Source organism: Longispora urticae (assembly GCF_053902585.1).
On sequence record NZ_JAQZSH010000031.1, the window covers coordinates 1 to 17,680 of the forward strand.

Sequence of the window (17,680 nt, forward strand, 5' to 3'; positions counted from 1 at the left end):
ACTCCCGGGCCGGCCTCACCGCGCTGTCTACAGTCGGACCAACATCTTGCCGGTGTTGGCGCCCTTCATCATCCCGAGGAACGCGTCGACGGCGTTGCCGATCCCGTCCACGACGGTCTCCTCGGCCTTCACCTCGCCGCTCGCGAGCCACCCCGCGACCTGCTGGACGAACTGCGGGGCGAGGTCGTTGTGGTCGCCGACCAGCATGCCGCGCAGGGTCAGCCGCTTGCCGATCGCGAGGGCCAGGTTGCGCGGCCCGGGCACCGGCTCCGTGGCGTTGTACTGGCTGATCGCCCCGCACAGCGCCGCCCGGCCGTGCACGTTCAGCGCGCCGATCGCGGCCTCGAGGTGGTCGCCGCCGACGTTGTCGAAGTACACGTCGATGCCGTCCGGGGCGGCCTCGGCCAGCTGTCCGCGCAGGTCACCGGCCCGGTAGTCGATGGCGGCGTCGAAGCCGAAGTCCTTGACCAGGCGGGTGGCCTTGTCGGGGCCGCCGGCCGAACCGATGACCCGGCCCGCGCCGAGCAGCCGGGCGAACTGGCCGACCAGGCTGCCGACCGCGCCGGCCGCGCCGGACACGAACACCGTCTCGCCGGCCTGGAACCCGGCCACGGCGAGCAGGCCCGCGTACGCGGTGAGGCCCGGCATGCCCAGCACCCCGAGGTAGGCCGAGGCGGGGGCCAGGGTGGCGTCGACGACACGGACGCGGGCGGCGTCCACCAGCGCGAACTCCCGCCACCCGAGGCCGTGCAGCACCGTCGCGCCGACCGGCACGTCGGGGGAGTCGGACGCGACGACCTCGCCGACCGCGCCGCCGTCCATGACCGCGTCCAGCGCGAACGGCGGGACGTAGGACTTCACGTCGTTCATCCGGCCCCGCATGTACGGGTCGACGGACATGAACGTGTTGCGGACCACGACCTGGCCGGGGCCCGGCTCCGGCACCTCGGCGGTGACCAGGGCGAAGTCCGAGGGCTTCGGCTCGCCGACCGGACGGGACACAAGGTGGATCTCACGACTCAGCATGTGACCGACAGTAGCACAGTTGCGTGCGCACGCACATACATCTAGGCTGGGGTGATGTTCGATACGGAGGAAGACCGGGCCTTCTACGGGCTGATCTGGGCCGGCAACGCCCTGACCTGCCTCGTGGACAAGGCGCTCACCACCACGCACGCGATGCCCCTGTCCTGGTTCGAGGCGCTGTTCTGGCTCGACCAGCAGAACGGCCCCGTCAGCCCCACCCACCTGGGGGAGGCCGCCATGCTGTCCCGCAGCCGGCTGTCCCGGGTCCTCGACGAGCTCGCCGCCCGGGGCCTCATCGACCGCCAGCCCAGCCCCACCGACGCCCGCGCCGTCACCGTCGTCCTCACCGACGCCGGCCGCGCCCTCTACGCCGCCGCCGACGCCACCCGCCGCGCCGCCGTCGCCCCCTACTTCACCGACAAACTGGACGCCCGGGACACCGCCGACCTGATCCGCGTCTGGCGGAAGATCCGAAACCCCTAGCCGGTTACGGGTGCCGGAGCCCCCGGCAGGCATCAGCCACCCCTGCCACCGCCACCCCCGGCGGGCGCTCCGCACCCACCCCGCCCCACCGGGCATGCCCGCCCGGAGCCCCCGGCGGGGGCGCTCCGCACCCCCGCCCACCCCGGCATGCACCCGCACCGCGCCGTCGGGAGGCCGTCACCCACACCTCGGGCCACCGACCTCCCGCGCGCCGCCCCCGCCTACAACCGCACCTCCACCGCCGGAGCCCCCGACCGGAACGTCACCCTCTCCACCTTCCCGGCGGCCACCACGTCCGCCACCAGGTCCTCCGCCAGCTCCATCCCGGTCAGCACGAGCTCCGCCACCGGCGCCCGCATCGACACCCGCGCCGTCGACTTCGCCTTGCGCACCGCCGCGATCAGCTCCGCCGCCACCACGAGCCCGGCGTCCCCCTCGGAGCCCCCGGCCGGCGCACGACCCCCGCCGGAGCCTCCGGCCCCGGCCTCCCCGGCCCCGGCCTCCACGGCCCCCCACAGCCCCCCGGGCCAAGCCGCCCGATGCACCGACCCCTCCCGCCACCACGACCACACCTCCTCCGTGGCGAACGGCAGAAACGGCGCCAACAGCCGCAACACCCCGTCCAACCCGGCCCGCAACGTCCCCACCGCCGACGCGTCCCCCGAGTACGCCCGCTCCTTCACCAGCTCCAGGTAGTCGTCGCAGAACGTCCACAGGAACGCCTCCGCCGCGTTCAGGGCCCGGGTGTGCTCATAGGACTCCAACGCGGCCGTGCACTCGGCCACCGTGTCCCGCAGCCGCGCCAGCAACGCCCGGTCCAACGTCGCCGTCGCCCCCGGCAGGTCACCGTCCGACGACCCGGCCCAGGGCAGCGACAACACGAACCGCCCCACGTTCAGCAGCTTCGTCGCCAGCCGCCGCCCCACCTTCATCTGCGCCGGGTCGAACAACGTGTCCACCCCGAGCCGCCCCTGCGCCGCCCAGTACCGCGCCCCGTCCGGCCCGTACTCGTCCAGCAGCCCGAGCGGCCCGAGCGCGTTGCCCACGGACTTGCCCATCTTCTTGCGGTCGGGGTCGAGGATCCAGCCGGAGATGGCCGCGTGCTTCCACGGCAGCCGCTCCGGGTCACGCAGCACGGACGTGAACAGCCAGGTCCGGATGATCTCGTGCGCCTGGGCGCGCAGGTCCATCGGGTACGTCCGCGCGTACAGGTCCTCGTCGTCCACCCAGCCGCACGCGATCCGCGGGGTCAGCGACGACGTGGCCCACGTGTCCATCACGTCCGGGTCGGCCACGAACCGCACCCCCCGGTCGGCCTCGGTGAACCCGGGCGGGCAGTCCGTCGCCGGGTCCACGGGCAGCTCCGCCTCGGACGGCACCATGGGCCGGGAGTGGTCGGGCCGCCCGTCGGCCCCGAGCGGGTACCACACCGGGAACGGCACCCCGAAGTGCCGCTGCCGGCTGATCAGCCAGTCGGAGTTCAGCCCGGCCACCCAGTGGTCGTACCGCACCCGCATGTGCGCCGGGTGCCATTCCAGCTCCCGCCCCCGGGAGGCGAGCCAGTCGGCGTGCGCCAACGTCCGGTAGAACCACTGCCGGCTGCTCACGATCTCCAGTGGACGCTCGCCGTTCTCGTAGTACCGCACCGGGTGCGTGATCGCCCGCGGCTCCCCGAGCAGGTCCCCGGACTCCCGGAGCAGCTCCACCACCCGGGTCCGGGCCTGCCGCACGGTCAGCCCCTCGAACGGCGCGCCGAACCGCCCGTCCCTGCCGATCAGCACCCGGGTCTCCAGCTTCAGCTCCCGCCACCAGATCACGTCCGTGGCGTCGCCGAACGTGCACACCATCGCGATCCCGGTGCCCTTCTCCGGGTCGGCCAACGGGTGCGGGTGCACGGTCACCGCCCGGCCGAACAACGGGATCTCCACCTGGGTGCCGAACAGGTCCTGGTAGCGCTCGTCGGAGGGGTGCGCCACGAGCGCCACGCACGCCGGCAACAGCTCCGGCCGGGTCGTCTCCACCACGATCCCGGACCCGAACCGCAGCGTGTGGTACGCCCCCGGCACCTCCCGGTCCACCTGCTCCGCCTGCGCCACGGCCGTCCGGAAGTCGGTGTCCCACGCGGTGGGCGCCTCCGCCTGGTACGCCTCGCCGGCCGCCAGGGCCCGCAGGAACGCGCGCTGCGCCACCCGCCGCGCCCGGGCCCCGATCGTCGTGTACGTCAGCGACCAGTCCACCGACAGCCCCAGCCGCCGCCACAGCTCCTCGTACGCGCGCTCGTCGGCGGCCGTGATCTCCTCGCACAGCTCGATGAAGTTCCGCCGGGACACGGCCACCGGGTGCTTCGGCGGGGCGGCGGGCGGGGTGAACGCCGGGTCGTAGGGCAGCGCCGGGTCGCAGCGCACCCCGTAGTGGTTCTGCGCGCGGCGCTCCGTCGGCAGGCCGTTGTCGTCCCAGCCGATCGGGTAGAACACCTCCCGGCCGCGCATCCGCTGGTACCGGGCGAGGATGTCGGTGTGGGTGTAGCTGAACACGTGGCCCACGTGCAGGGTGCCGCTCACGGTGGGCGGCGGCGTGTCGATCGAGTACACCTCGGAACGCGTCTTGGATCTGTCGAACCGGTAGGTGCCGGCGGCCTCCCACCGGGCGGACCACTTCGCGTCCAGGGCGTCGAGGGACGGCTTCTCGGGAATCATGGTGGAACCTCTCGCGGGCATGCGTCGCGACCAGCACCGCGCGGCACCGGGGCGGCCGGGTCGGGACACGACACGGGGCCCGCCGGTGCGCGGCGACGGGTGGGGCGCGGAAACGGGAAAAGGACGAGCTGGGGGAGCGGGTGCTACCCGCCCACTACTCGCCGCATGCCCAGGGAACGGTGACGTGACGTGGTGATGGTCATCGGTCCTCCCTCAGGCGAGATCCACACGGTGGTGCCCGCCATCATACCCGGCGGGCACCACGTCCTTGAAGCTCACGCGTCAGGGGGTCACGTGTTGATGTCCCGCCGGTTGAACGCCCACAGCCCGATCCCGACGAGGACCAGCGACGCGGCGGCCAGGATCCCGGCGTCGGCCCACTGGAAGCCGTTCTTCAGCGGCGACCCGCCCAGGTAGTAGTAGAACGGGGACACGTTCCGGGTCCAGCCGAGGCCGAGCTGCGCCCCGAAGCTGTTCGCCGCGTAGGTGAGCACCCCGACGGCGGCCGTGGTCGCGAACACCAGCCCGCGCCGCCCCACGATGCTCCCCGCGCACAGCGCCAGCGCCCCGAACAGGATGCCCAGCAGGGCCAGGTTCAGGCACTGCGCGGCCAGATGGGTCACGGACACCGACCCCAGCTCCGCCGCGCCCCGGATCGCGACCAGCCCCGCGAACACCAGCACCGCGATCCCGGTCGACCCGGCGACCAGCGCCCCGAACCGTTGCAGCACCAGGCTCGTGCGGCTCAACGGGTGCGCCAGCAGCAGGTCGAGCTGGCCGGACTCCTCGTCCCCGGCGACGGCCCGCGCGCCGGTGGACGCGCCGTAGAACAACACGAGGAGGGGTACGACGATGCCGAAGGTGTTCGCCCCCAGGTACCCGGCGGCGGAGCCCAGGTCGTCGAGGTGGAAGCCCTCCTTCAACGCGTCGGGGAGGTTCTTCAACGCGTCGGCCATCGCGCCGCCGGACATGGAGGGGAAGAAGCTCGCGTACATCAGGGCGACCAGGGTCGTGCCCACCGACCAGCCCAGCAGGGAGCGCCGGGCGTCCCACAGGGTCTTCGAGAAGACGTTACGCGACATGGCCGGACCCCTCGTGCTGGTAGTAGGTGAGGAACAGCTCCTCGAGGTCGGGCTCCTCGCTGAGCAGCCCGGTGACGGTGTGCCGGGCGGCGGCCTTGACCAGCGCGTCCGGACTGCCGGCGACCCGGCAGGTCAGCACGTTGCCGTCCACGACCAGGTCGGTGACCCCGGGCAGGTCGAACTCCGCCGGGGCCACCGGCGCGTCGAACGTCAGCGTCACCGTGCGCACCGCGCGTTCGCGCATGTTCTCCACCCGGTCGAGGGCGACGAGCCGGCCTTCGCGCAGGATGCCGACCCGGTCCGCGACGGCCTGCACCTCGCTCATGATGTGCGAGGACATGAACACGGTCTGCCCGTTGTTGCGGGCCTCGGTGACCAGCTCCAGGAACGTGCGCTGCACGAGCGGGTCCAGCCCGGACGTCGGCTCGTCGAGGATCAGGAGCTCGGGGGCGTGCATGAACGCCTGCACCAGCCCGACCTTCTGCCGGTTGCCCTTGGACAGGCTGTGGATCCGCGCGGTGAGATCGAGGTCGAGCCGGTCGGCGAGCGCCGGGATCCGGGCGGCCGCGCCGTCGCCGCGCAGGGCCGCGAGGAACGCCAGGCACTCGCGGACGGTCTGCCGGCCGTCGACCACGAAGTCGCCGGCCAGGTAGCCGAGCCGGCGGTGCAGGGCGACCGCGTCGGCCCGGGGATCGAGGCCCAGCACGCGGGCGGTGCCGCCGGTGGGCCGGATCAGGTCGAGGAGGAGTCGGATGGTGGTGGACTTCCCGGCGCCGTTCGGCCCGAGATATCCAAATATTTCGCCACGCTGTACGTCGAGGGTGAGCTCCGTGAGCCCCCGCCGGCGTCCGTAGGTCTTGGCCAGCCCGTCGAGCTGGATCACCGTTTCCATAACTCGGACACTACTGAAGTTTCACAAACTTGTAAAGCTTCCGAAGCGTGTGGGAAGCTGGGATCATGACCGAGACCCGCCGGCCAGCTGACGCCGAGACCCGCCGCCCCGTGACCGCGCTGCACGACGCCGCCGAACGGCTCGCGCTCGTCTTCGTCGAGAACGGCATGCAACGCATGGCCGCCCGGGTCTTCTGCGCCGTCCTGTTCGCCGAGCGGGAGACCGTGACCGCCGGGGAGATCGCCGAACAGCTCGACGTGAGCGCCGGCGCGGTGTCCGGGGCGATCAAGACCCTGATCACCGTCGGCCTGATCCAGCGGGTGCCCGCGCCCGGCAGCCGCCGCGACCACTTCCGGTTCCAGACCGACGCGTGGGCCACCCTGCTGACCAGCAAGAACAACGTGCTCGACGTGATGCGGCAGGCCGCCGACGAGGGGATCGCGGCGGCCGGCATCGACAGCCCCGCCGGGGAGCGGTTGGCGGAGATGCGCAACTTCTACGCGTACATGCTCCAGGAGACGGAGCAGATGCTCGACCGTTGGCGCGAGTACGAGGCCCGGGGCCGAGCTATAGGGTAGCCCTATGTCCCGGTAGGCAACGGACACCTACCGACCTGCGGAAACGCGGCCGAGACTGGGTGCATGAGGAACTTCGGCCCGAACTGGTTCGCGTCCGTGATGGGCACCGGCATCGTCGCCACCTCGGCGGCCACCCTGCCGTACGCGGCCCCGGCCCTGCGCCCCGCCGCCGTCGCCGTCTGGTTCCTCGCGGCCCTCACCCTCACCGCCGTCACCACCGCCCACCTCAGATCCCGCCGCCGGGCCACCGGCACCCGGGGCGACCGCACGACGAAGGCGAACATCGCGGGCCACTCCCGCGCCGTGGCCTCCCCGGACCCCACCGCCGACGGGGGCCGGCCCGGATCCGATGTCGGCGGACCGGTCGACCACGCCGCCGCCCAGTTCTACGGCGCGCCCCCCATGGCCCTGCTGACCGTTGGCGCCGGCGCGCTCCTCCTCGGCCGCGACGTGCTCGGCACCGAACTGGCCGTCGCCGTCGACGCCGTACTGTGGACCGTCGGCACCCTGTTGGGCCTGGCCAGCGCCGTGGCCGTCCCGTACCGGATGATGAGCCGCCCCGGGCCGGCCCCGGCCTCCCCGACCTGGCTGCTGCCCGTCGTCGCCCCGATGGTCTCCGCGTCGACCGGCGCGCTCCTCGTACCGCACCTGCCCGCCGGCCAACCCCGCCTCGACCTGCTGCTCGCCTGCTACGCCCTGTTCGGGGTCAGCCTCGTCGCCACGCTCGCGATCCTGCCGCAGATCTGGGCCCGGCTGGTCCGGGAACCGCTGGCCGCCGCGGCCGTCCCGACCCTGTGGATCGTGCTCGGCCCGCTCGGCCAGTCCGTGACCGCCGCGAACCTGCTGGGCGACGCCGCGCACACCGCCGTGGCCGGCCCGACGGCGCACGCACTGGAGCTCTCCGGCCTGCTCTACGGCGTACCCGTCTTCGGCTTCGCCCTGCTCTGGATCGTGCTCTCCGGCCTGCTCACGGCGCGCGCGGCCCGGGCGGGACTGCCGTTCACGATGACGTGGTGGAGCTTCACGTTCCCGGTGGGGACCTGCGTGACGGCCGCGACGGGGCTGGCGCACCGGACCGGCTCCCACGCGTTCGCCGTGCTGGCCGTGGCGTTGTTCGTGCTGCTGGTGGCGGCCTGGGCCACGGTCGCGACCCGCACCGTGCACGCCCTGCTCCGCCCCGGGACACCCTCGGCCGGGACCGTCCCGCAGCCCCGGGTGCTGGAACACTCCCGCTGAAACGGGCGCGGCCCCCGTCAGGGAACCGCGCCCGCGGGCACTGCTCGTACTAGGAGGCCGCGACGGCCTCGGGAGCCTTGGCCCGGGCCGGAACGCGCAGCCCGGTCAGGCCGAGCACCGCGCCCATCCCGATCCACAGGATCACCATCGTGCCCGCCGCCAGGACCCGGAAGTCCCACAGCAGCTTCGGCGACACCTCGATCGCGTCCGGGTTGTTCGGCAGGATCACGAACATCAGCACCAGCGCCAGCACGGGTACCGCCGCGACGACCAGGTGCCGGACCGGGGTGGCCGCGCCCCGGCTGACCAGCCAGGAGTGCAGCAACAGCGCCCCGGCGACGGCGACGAGCCCCATCACCGTGGCGGCGAGCCAGGCGTCGGTCCGACCGTCCACCGTGTCGCCGTTGCCGACCCCGGGCGGGTTCGCCGGGTAGCGCAGGAACGGCAGCAGCCAGACGCCTACCAGGCCGGCCGTGGCGAGCCGCAGCGAACGGCCCCACACGTCGGTGTCGAGGTCGGAGCGGTGCACCAGGAAGTACACGAGGCCGAACAGGGCGCCGAGGGCCAGGCCGACGGCGAGCAGCGCCACCATGAGGCCGAAGTGCTGCTCACCCCGGGTGAACACCTCCTCGCCGACCTCGCCGGCCGCCGCCGAGCGGGCGGACTCGATGTCGACCGCCCGGTCCATGACCGGCTCGGCGACCAGCCGGGCGAACCCGCCCGCGAGCACACCGGCGGCGCCGCCGGCCAGGAGTCCCCGGCCGAGCAGCGACAGTACGGAGGCCATCAGTGGCAGGGGGCGCCGGCGACGTGCCGGGCGTCGTGGGCGAACTCGTGCACGAAGTTGCTGTCGAAGGACAACTTGCCGAGCAGCGGGGCGAGCAGCGCGCCCTGGTCGATGAACACCGCGTACAGCGTGAGCAGCGCGAACACGACCGCCATGGTGACGATGATCCCGTCGCGGACCGGGCGCAGGGCGGCTCCGGTGTCGGCGACGGCACCGGGAGTGGTCAAGGAAGCCATCTGGTACTCCTCCCCGGGGTGTCCCCGCCCCGGTATCGGGAGAACGACGGGTCAGTGTCCTGACTCCCGGATCGTCGTCACCCCTCGGCCTTCCCGCCCGTGGGGCAGTGGCCGCGTACGAGGGAGAACTCCCCGGTCACAGTGGCGGGACCGTCCCGGATTCACACCGGAGTTCCTGCGCACCGTCGTCTCATTGTTAATTTGTGCGCACCCAGCATCGACGCAGAGTGCTCCACAGTCAACCCGAACGTAGTGCTGTTCATCACATCCGAACGTGCGCGGATTCCCGTTCCCGGCCGAGCCTCCGCACGCCGCGCACGGCGAACAGCGCCAGCGCCGACGGCACCCCGACCAGCGTCATCACCATCAGCGTCGGATGCAGCCCGAACGCGTCGGCCGCGGGCCCGGCCAGCGCCATACCGACGGGCATCGATCCCACGGTGACGAGGAGATCGAACGACGTCACCCGCGACAGCGACCCCTCCGGAATGTGGGTCTGCAACGCCGTCTCCCACAACGTGAAGAACAACGACACCGCCACCCCGGTCACGCCCTCCAGCACCGCGATCACCACCAGCGACCCGCCCCCGCCGATGATCAGCGCCTGACACGACGCGACGGTCAGCGCGGCGGCCGCCACCAGCAGCGGACGGGCCGGCCGCCAGCGCAGCGCGATCACGTCGCCCACGATCGACCCGACCCCGAACGCGGCCACCACCACCGCCCAGCCCTTCGCCCCGCCCAGTTCCCGCTCGGCGAGCACCGGACCCAGGACGAAGACCGAGGGCAGGACGACCAGGTGGTACACGGCGGCGGCGGTCAGGGTCGACCACACCCAGGACCGGGTCCGCACCGCGCGGAACCCGTCGCGCAGCTCCGCCAGGAAGTTGCCGGCCTCCTCCACCGTCCCCGCCCGGGGCCGCAACCGGGCCAGGTACACCGCGCTGATCGCGAACGTCAGCGCGTCGACCGCGAGCGCCCCGCCCGGCCCGAACGCCACCACCAGCCCGCCCGCGACCGCCGGCCCCGCCACCAGCCCGGCCGACATCACGAACCCGCGCAGCGCGTTGGCCTCCTGCAACCGCTCCGGCGACACGGTCAGCGGCACGAGCCCGGACATCGCGGGACTGAAGAAGGCGTCGGCGGTACCGAAGATGCCCATCAGCACCACCAGGTGCCACACCCGCGCGTCCCCGGTGAACAGCAGCACCGCGGCCACCACCTGCGTGCCGCACCGCACGATGTCGGACACCAGCATCACCCGGTGCCGGGGCAGCCGGTCCGCCCACACCCCACCGACCAGCGTGAACAGCAGGAACGGCACCGTGGCCGCCGCGATCACCCAGCCCACGTCGGCCGCGCTCCCGCCGATGGACAGCACCGCGAACGGCAACGCCACGAACGTCACCCGGTCACCCAGGCTGGACCAGGCCTGCCCCGCGAACAGCAGCGCGAACTGCCTCTCCTCACGCAGGACGGCGGGCCACGGAATCCTCATGGCGGGATTCTCGCCGGCCCACCCCCACCGGGCCACCGGTTTAACCCCAGATCAACCCCCTCATCTGGGTACGGATCCCCGGGGCCTTCCGCGACGCCGGCACCGCGCCCGGCGGGTGCTGACCTGTGCCGGTCCGCGCGCGGGCGCCGGGGGCCGGCCCGGTCGGGGACCGGGGACGGAGATGTGGGAGAGGTGCCGATGCGCGGTGGTCGCCGCCCCACTCGTAGCCATATAAGGGTTTGGAGGGGTTGACCTGGGGGTCAGGCCAGGAAGACGTCGGGGCCGTCCGGGAGTTGGGCGCGCGGGCCCGGCACCTTGTAGTCGTCGGTGAGCAGCGTCGTCGGGCCCGGCCAGGTCGACTGGGTGACCTCGATGGTGCGCCGGTCCCCGTCGAACGCGGTGTGCAGCAGGGTCAGCACCGGGGTGTCGGCGCGGATCTGGAGCGTCTCGGCCTCCTCCCGGGTGGGCAGCCGGGCGCTGAGCTGGTCGGTCGCGTAGACGTAGCGCCGGCCGCTGGCCTCCTCCACCTCCTGGTAGAGCGGCCGGGTCAGCGGGGTCAGCCCGTCCAGCGGACTGCCCTGGACCTCGGTCGGCCGCAGCCAGCTCGCGCTGACCTCCACGACCTGGTCCTGGCTCGTGACCAGGGACCGCCGGACCAGCAGCTCCGCGCCGTCGGGCAGCCCGAACGCGCTGGCCACCTCGTGCGGGGCGGGGGAGCGGCCGACCAGGGTGACCTGCTGGCGGTAGTGCCCGTTGGGGTCGGAGTGGTAGCCGCGGGTGGTGCCGTAGCGGCCCCGGGCCAGGCGGGCCAGCTTGCGGCGCACGCCCCGGACATAGGTGCCGGAGCCGGGCCGGGTGATCAGCAGCCCCTCGATCCGCAGCTGGTCGATCGCGCGCTGGGCGGTCTGTTTCGCCACGCCGTAGATCTGGCCGATGTCGGGGATGGACGGCAACTTCTCGCCGGGACCCCAGTCACCGTGCTGGATCTTGGCACGGATCTGGTCGGCGATCTGGCGGTGGGGCCACTCGGCGGCCCCGGGGTTGACGGACACGGGCGCCTCCCTCGCAGGTTCCTAGGATGCCACAGATGTGTGACCGATGCCACGACGCAAGGGATTTCTCCCTATCGGTGGGTGGACAACCGGCCATAGCGTGGCCGTACCGCCGACCCTCGGCGTGACCTCCACCGCGCCGGGGCGTCAGGTCCCCGGCGGGCCGGGCCGGGCCTCGCGGGCGGTGCGGGTCCCGGCCCGTGGGCTGGACGTTCACTCGGCTGTCAGGGGTCGGTCAGGTGACGTTCCGCAACGTGCTGTCCGACCGGGACACCGTGGTCGGCGTACGCCACGGGTGGGTGGCGCGCGATACCACTCTGAGGGGGGTGGGAGGAGGGGACGGGTCCCGACCCGTCCCCTCGCCACCCACGGTGGGGACACAATGACCGACATGGAGTACCCGCAGATCCTGGAACAGGTCCGCGCGCAGATCGCCGGCGAGATCGGCGGTGGCCGGGTCGCCGACTACATCCCGGCGCTCGCCGCCGTCGACCCCGGCCGGTTCGGGATGGCGGTGGCCACCGTCGACGGCGCGGTGTACGGGACCGGGGACTGGCAGGTCCCCCTGTCCGTGCAGAGCGTGACCAAGGTGTTCAGCCTGGCCCTCGTGCTCCGGGAGGACGGGGAGAGGATCTGGCGGCGGGTGAGCCGGGAGCCGTCCGGGAACCCGTTCAACTCGCTCTTGCAGCTGGAGCAGGACCGGGGGATCCCGCGGAACCCGTTCATCAACGCCGGGGCGCTGGTCGTGACCGACCGGTTGCTGACGTTGACGGGGGACGCGCGGGGGGCGGTGCGGGACTTCCTGCGGGCCGAGGGCGGCACCGGAGGTGGGTCCGGCGGCCCGGCGTCACCAGCGGGGTCCGCCGGAGCCGGGGACCCGGGCGCCGGCGCCCGGAGCTGGGCCGGTTCGGGGCTGGCCGGGGTCGGGCCGAGCATCGACTTCGACCTGAAGGTGGCCGCCTCGGAGGCCGAGCACGGGCACCGCAACGCCGCCCTCGCGCACCTGCTCGCCAGCTACGGCAACCTGGAGAACCCGGTCGCGGACGTCCTGGAGCACTACACCTGGCAGTGTTCCCTGGTCATGACGTGCGAGGAGCTGGCGCTGGCGGGGCGGTTCCTGGCCCGGCACGGTACGGCCGCCGACGGGACGCGCCTGCTGTCCCGCAGCGACGCCAAACGGCTGAACGCGACGATGCTGACCTGCGGGACGTACGACTCGGCGGGGGAGGTCGCCTACCGGGTCGGGCTGCCCGCGAAGAGCGGCGTCGGCGGGGCGGTCCTGGCCGTGGTGCCGAACCGGTGCGCGCTGGCCGTGTGGGGGCCGGGACTCGACGCGAGCGGGAACTCGGTGGCGGGGTTGGCGGCGCTCGACGCGTTCACGACGCTGACCGGGTGGTCGGTGTTCTGACCGCGGGGCCGGCGGTGGGCGCGCCGGTACCCGTCGAAGGTTTTCAGGCCTGGGTCGGGCCGCCGCGACGGCGCAGGTACTTCTCGAACTCCTTGGCGATCTCGTCCCCGGACAACGGCCGCAGCCCCGCGTCACCCTCGCGCTGCTCCAGCTGCCGGACGTAGTCGCCCAGCTCGCTGTCCTCCTCGGCCAGGGCCGTGATCCGCCGCTCCCACTCGGTGGCCTCCTCCGACAACCCGGCCAGGGGCACGGGCAGGTCGAGGAGCTCCTCGATGTGGTGCAGCAGGGCCAGGGTGGCCTTGGGGCACGGCGGGTTGGAGGCGTAGTGCGGGACGTGCGCCCAGAAGGACACGACGTTGAGCTCGGCGCGGGTGGCGGCCTCGTGCAGGACGCCGACGATGCCGGTGGGGCCCTCGTAGCGGGCGCCGACCAGGCCCAGGCGCTCGGTCTCGGCCGGGTTGGTGGAGGTGCCCGACACGGGGAGCGGCCGGGTGTACGGCACGTCGGCGAGCAGGGCCCCGAGCAGCACGATCCGCTCGACGCCGAGGCTGTGGCACATCTCCAGGACGTCCTCGGAGAAGGCCTTCCAGCGCATGTTCGGCTCGATGCCCCGGATCAGCACGATGTCGCGCTCCAGCTCCGGCGGCGTGGCCACCAGGAACTGGGTGGTCGGCCAGTCGATCCGCCGGGCCTCGCCCTCGACGAGGGAGATGACGGGGCGGGTGACCTGGAAGTCGTAGTAGTCGTCGGGGTCCACGGCCGCGATGGGTCGCGCGTCCCACACGGCGTCGAGGTGTTCGATGGCCGCGGTCGCGGAATCCGCCGCGTCGTTCCACCCCTCGAAGGCGGCGATGGCGATGGGCGAGCGGAGCACCGGCAGGCCGTCGAATTCGGTCACCTGGTCAGACTACGTCGCCCGGGTGGGCTGGAAGTCACGCAGGTCCGTGAGGCGCCGAACTATTCCGCTCCACTAACCTGGACGGGTGACTGATTCTCTTCTCTCGGCACTGGGTTCCCGGGTCCTGGTCTGCGACGGCGCCATGGGCACCATGCTGCAGGAATACGACCTCCCGTTGGAGGATTTCCAGGGCCACGAGGGCTGTAACGAGATCCTGAACGTCACCCGGCCCGAGGTGGTCCGCGAGATCCACGACGCGTACTTCGCGGCCGGCGCCGACTGCGTCGAGACAAATACCTTCGGGGCGAACTACGGCAATCTCGGCGAATACGGCATCGTCGACAGGTCGTACGAGCTGGCGGAGTCCGGCGCCCGGATCGCGCGGCAGTCCGCCGACCACTGGTCGACCCCCGAACAGCCGCGCTACGTGCTCGGCTCGGTGGGCCCCGGTACGAAGCTGCCGACCCTCGGGCACGCCCCGTACGCGCTGCTCCGCGACTACTACCAGCAGTGCTGCGAGGGCCTGATCCACGGCGGTGTCGACGGCATCCTGGTCGAGACCTGCCAGGACCTGCTCCAGACCAAGGCCGCCATCGTCGGCGCGAAGCGGGCCATGGCCGCCACCGGCCAGCGGGTCGCGCTGATCTGTCACGTGACGGTCGAGACCACGGGCACGATGCTGATCGGGTCCGAGATCGGCGCGGCACTGACCGCCCTGGAGCCCCTCGGGATCGACTACATCGGGCTGAACTGCGCCACCGGCCCCGCCGAGATGAGCGAGCACCTGCGCTACCTGTCCCAGCACGCCACGGTCGGCCTGTCCGTCATGCCGAACGCCGGCCTGCCGGAACTCGGCCCGCGCGGCGCGGTCTACCCCCTCGGGCCGGCCGAGCTGGCCGAGGCGCTGAAGCGCTTCGTCGTCGAGTACGGCGTGGGCCTGGTCGGCGGCTGTTGCGGCACCACCCCCGAGCACATCCGGCAGACGGCCGACGCGGTCCGCGGCCTCACCCCCGCCGCGCGCACCCCGGTCATCGACGCGGGCGTGTCGTCGGTGTACCACCACGTGCCGTTCGTCCAGGACGCCGGCGTGCTGATGGTCGGCGAGCGCACCAACGCCAACGGCTCGAAGGCGTTCCGCGAGGCCATGCTCGCCGGGGACTGGCAGAAGTGCGTCGAGACCGCCCGCGAACAGATCCGGTCCGGCTCGCACATGCTCGACCTGAACGTGGACTACGTGGGCCGCGACGGCGCCGGGGACATGGGCGAGCTCGCCGGCCGGTTCGCCACCGCCTCCACCCTGCCGATCATGCTGGACTCCACCGAGCCGAACGTGATCGAGGCCGGCCTCGAACGGCTCGGCGGCCGGTGCATCGTCAACTCGGTGAACTACGAGGACGGTGAGGGGCCGGAGTCGCGGTACACCCGGATGATGCACCTGGTCAAGGAGCACGGGGCCGCCGTCGTGGCGTTGACCATCGACGAGGAGGGCCAGGCCCGGACCGCCGAGTGGAAGGTCCGGGTGGCCACCCGCCTGATCGAGGACCTGACCGGCAAGTGGGGGATGCGGATCCAGGACATCATGGTCGACTGCCTGGTGTTCCCGGTGTCCACCGGCCAGGAGGAGACCCGGCGCGACGCGATCGAGACGATCGAGGCGATCCGGCGGATCACGGAGCTGTACCCGGGCATCAACTTCACCCTCGGCCTGTCGAACGTGTCCTTCGGCCTGAACCCGGCCGCCCGACAGGTGCTCAACTCGGTGTTCCTGCACGAGTGCGTCGAGGCCGGCCTGACCAGCGCCATCGTGCACGCCAGCAAGATCCTGCCCATGTCGAAGATCCCGGACGAGCAGCGCTCCGTCGCCCTCGACCTGGTCTACGACCGGCGGACCTACCACGCCGACGGCAGCGTCGACTACGACCCGCTGTCCAAGCTCCTCGACCTGTTCGACGGGGTCGACGCGGCCTCCGCCCGGGCCTCGCGCGCCGAGGAACTGGCCGCCCTCCCATTGGACGAGCGCCTCCAGCGCCGGATCATCGACGGCGAACGCAACGGCCTCGAAGCCGACCTGGACGCGGCGCTCGAGAACCGCACCGCGATCACGATCATCAACGACACGCTGCTGGAGGGCATGAAGACGGTCGGCGACCTGTTCGGCTCCGGCCAGATGCAGCTGCCGTTCGTGCTCCAGTCCGCCGAGGTCATGAAGACCGCCGTCGCGTACCTCGAACCGCACATGGACAAGGCCGACACCACCGACAAGGGCACGATCGTGCTGGCCACGGTCAAGGGCGACGTGCACGACATCGGCAAGAACCTGGTCGACATCATCCTGTCGAACAACGGCTACACGGTCGTCAACATCGGCATCAAGCAGCCGATCAACGCCATCCTCGACGCCGCCGCCGAGCACAACGCCGACTGCATCGGCATGTCCGGCCTGCTCGTCAAGAGCACCGTCATCATGAAGGACAACCTGGCCGAGATGCTCCAGCGCGGCATGGCCTCCCGCTGGCCCGTCATGCTCGGCGGCGCGGCCCTGACCCGGTCCTTCGTCGAGGACGACCTCCGCGACATGTACGACGGCGGCGAGGTCTACTACGCCCGCGACGCCTTCGAGGGCCTGTCCCTGATGGACCGCGTCATGACCGCCAAGCGCGGCGGCGCCCCGGTCCTCACCGCCGAGCAGCTCGCCAAGACGGCCGAGCGCAAGGCCCGCCGCGAACGGCACCGCGCCATCGTCCGCGAGGCCGAGCCGGCCCTGGACGACACCACCCGCTCCGACGTGGCCTCCGACCAGGCCGTGGTCGTGCCCCCGTTCTTCGGCTCCCGGGTCATCAAGGGCATCCCCCTGGCCGACTACGCCGCGCTGCTGGACGAACGGGCCACCTTCCTCGGCCAGTGGGGCCTCAAGGCCGCGCGCGGCGGCGAGGGCCCGTCCTACGAGGAGCTGGTGGAAACCGAGGGCCGACCCCGGCTGCGGTACTGGCTGGACCGGCTCACCGCCGACCAGGTCCTCGAGTCGGCCGTGGTCTACGGCTACTTCCCGGCGTACTCCGAGGACAACACCCTCGTGGTCCTCGACGAGAACGGCCACAGCGAACGCGCCCGGTTCACCTTCCCCCGCCAGCGCCGCGACCGCCGCCTGTGCCTCGCCGACTTCTACCGCCCCCGCGGCTCCGGCGAACTGGACGTCGTGGCCATGCAGCTGGTGACGGTGGGCAACCCGGTCAGCGAGTACGCCAACAAGCTCTTCGCCGCCAACGCCTACCGCGACTACCTCGAGGTCCACGGCCTGTCCGTGCAGCTCACCGAGTCCCTCGCCGAGTACTGGCACCGCCGGATCCGGTCCGAGGTCACCCTGCCCGGGGGCGGGTCCGTGGTGGAGGCGGATCCGGCCTCGCTGGACGGACTGTTCAACGTGGACTACCAGGGCTGCCGCTACGCGTTCGGGTATCCGGCGTGTCCCGACCTGGAGGACCGGGCGAAGGTCGTGGAGCTGTTGGGGGCGGATCGGATCGGGGTGGAGTTGTCGGAGGAGTTCCAGCTGGTGCCGGAGCAGTCGACCGACGCGCTGATCACGTTCCACCCGGAGGCGAACTACTTCAATGCCAAATAACCGACAGTTACGAAATGCCTGGCGCGGTCTTCACGGTCTGTGACCAGGCGCCCGTAAATTCTGAGGTGAACGCCGGATCTGTGTGGTGTCAGCGGCCAGTTCGATTTCTCCACAGGCATCCAGTTAGCGGGGAGCCATCTGGCCGCGATAGTCACGGACCGTTGCCGCCAGTCGCGCTGGCAGACTATG

General features: G+C 72.1%; 14 protein-coding genes and 1 riboswitch. Of the genes, 5 read left to right on the top strand and 9 right to left on the bottom strand.

All coding sequences use genetic code 11. The features are described 5' to 3' along the window. Nucleotides 1–27 precede the first annotated feature (27 nt). The gene (locus PT931_RS21195) at nt 28–1,026 is read right to left on the bottom strand and encodes an NADP-dependent oxidoreductase (protein ID WP_456247495.1); all 999 of its coding nucleotides are present in this window, start codon (nt 1,024–1,026) and stop codon (nt 28–30) included. A 54-nt stretch (nt 1,027–1,080) separates the two neighbouring features. On the opposite strand from PT931_RS21195, the gene PT931_RS21200 reads away from it, so the two are divergent. Further along, a complete protein-coding gene (locus PT931_RS21200; RefSeq protein ID WP_456247496.1) occupies nt 1,081–1,509 on the top strand; it encodes a MarR family winged helix-turn-helix transcriptional regulator in 429 nt (142 codons plus the stop codon). A gap of 221 nt (nt 1,510–1,730) precedes the next feature. On the opposite strand, the gene valS is transcribed toward PT931_RS21200, so the two are convergent. The 3 genes from valS to PT931_RS21215 all read right to left on the bottom strand — a co-directional run bounded on the left by valS (nt 1,731) and on the right by PT931_RS21215 (nt 6,179). Continuing rightward, complete coding sequence (gene valS / locus PT931_RS21205) at nt 1,731–4,205, bottom strand: valine--tRNA ligase (RefSeq protein WP_456247497.1); 2,475 nt, start codon at nt 4,203–4,205, stop codon at nt 1,731–1,733. 290 nt (nt 4,206–4,495) lie between these two features. Next, nucleotides 4,496–5,287: an ABC transporter permease subunit gene (locus PT931_RS21210; protein WP_456247498.1), complete on the bottom strand. Its 792-nt coding sequence runs from the start codon at nt 5,285–5,287 to the stop codon at nt 4,496–4,498. After that, complete coding sequence (locus tag PT931_RS21215; RefSeq protein ID WP_456247499.1) at nt 5,277–6,179, bottom strand: ABC transporter ATP-binding protein; 903 nt, start codon at nt 6,177–6,179, stop codon at nt 5,277–5,279. The genes PT931_RS21210 and PT931_RS21215 overlap by 11 nt, the downstream gene beginning before the upstream one ends. Nucleotides 6,180–6,244: 65 nt before the next feature. On the opposite strand from PT931_RS21215, the gene PT931_RS21220 reads away from it, so the two are divergent. Beyond that, nucleotides 6,245–6,757, top strand: a complete 513-nt coding sequence (locus PT931_RS21220; protein ID WP_456247500.1) for a GbsR/MarR family transcriptional regulator — start codon at nt 6,245–6,247, stop codon at nt 6,755–6,757. 63 nt (nt 6,758–6,820) lie between these two features. Beyond that, nucleotides 6,821–7,993, top strand: coding sequence for a TDT family transporter (locus PT931_RS21225; RefSeq protein WP_456247501.1), 1,173 nt, complete (start codon nt 6,821–6,823; stop codon nt 7,991–7,993). A 49-nt stretch (nt 7,994–8,042) separates the two neighbouring features. Here the strand turns inward: PT931_RS21225 and PT931_RS21230 are convergent, their stop codons facing one another. From PT931_RS21230 to PT931_RS21245, 4 genes are all read right to left on the bottom strand, one after another. Further along, nucleotides 8,043–8,780: a CbtA family protein gene (locus PT931_RS21230; RefSeq protein ID WP_456247502.1), complete on the bottom strand. Its 738-nt coding sequence runs from the start codon at nt 8,778–8,780 to the stop codon at nt 8,043–8,045. Beyond that, nucleotides 8,780–9,016, bottom strand: a complete 237-nt coding sequence (locus PT931_RS21235) for a CbtB domain-containing protein (RefSeq protein ID WP_456247503.1) — start codon at nt 9,014–9,016, stop codon at nt 8,780–8,782. The genes PT931_RS21230 and PT931_RS21235 overlap by 1 nt, the downstream gene beginning before the upstream one ends. 32 nt (nt 9,017–9,048) lie before the next feature. Then, a riboswitch (cobalamin riboswitch) is annotated at nt 9,049–9,246 on the bottom strand. Nucleotides 9,247–9,278: 32 nt separating this feature from the next. Then, a complete protein-coding gene (locus tag PT931_RS21240; RefSeq protein ID WP_456247504.1) occupies nt 9,279–10,514 on the bottom strand; it encodes an MFS transporter in 1,236 nt (411 codons plus the stop codon). A gap of 260 nt (nt 10,515–10,774) precedes the next feature. Further along, nucleotides 10,775–11,566 carry a GntR family transcriptional regulator gene (locus tag PT931_RS21245; protein WP_456247505.1) on the bottom strand — a complete coding sequence of 264 codons (792 nt, stop codon included), beginning with the start codon at nt 11,564–11,566 and terminating at the stop codon, nt 10,775–10,777. A 382-nt stretch (nt 11,567–11,948) separates the two neighbouring features. Here PT931_RS21245 and PT931_RS21250 point away from each other — a divergent pair, with 382 nt between their 5' ends. Further along, nucleotides 11,949–12,974 carry a glutaminase gene (locus PT931_RS21250; RefSeq protein ID WP_456247506.1) on the top strand — a complete coding sequence of 342 codons (1,026 nt, stop codon included), beginning with the start codon at nt 11,949–11,951 and terminating at the stop codon, nt 12,972–12,974. A gap of 43 nt (nt 12,975–13,017) precedes the next feature. Here PT931_RS21250 and PT931_RS21255 read toward each other — a convergent pair whose 3' ends face one another. Beyond that, on the bottom strand, nt 13,018–13,872 hold the full coding sequence (locus tag PT931_RS21255; protein ID WP_363725840.1) for a PAC2 family protein: 855 nt from the start codon (nt 13,870–13,872) through the stop codon (nt 13,018–13,020). Between the two features lie 85 nt (nt 13,873–13,957). Between PT931_RS21255 and metH the strand changes: the two genes are divergently transcribed. Next, nucleotides 13,958–17,491, top strand: a complete 3,534-nt coding sequence (gene metH, locus PT931_RS21260) for a methionine synthase (RefSeq protein WP_456247507.1) — start codon at nt 13,958–13,960, stop codon at nt 17,489–17,491. Nucleotides 17,492–17,680 lie beyond the last annotated feature (189 nt).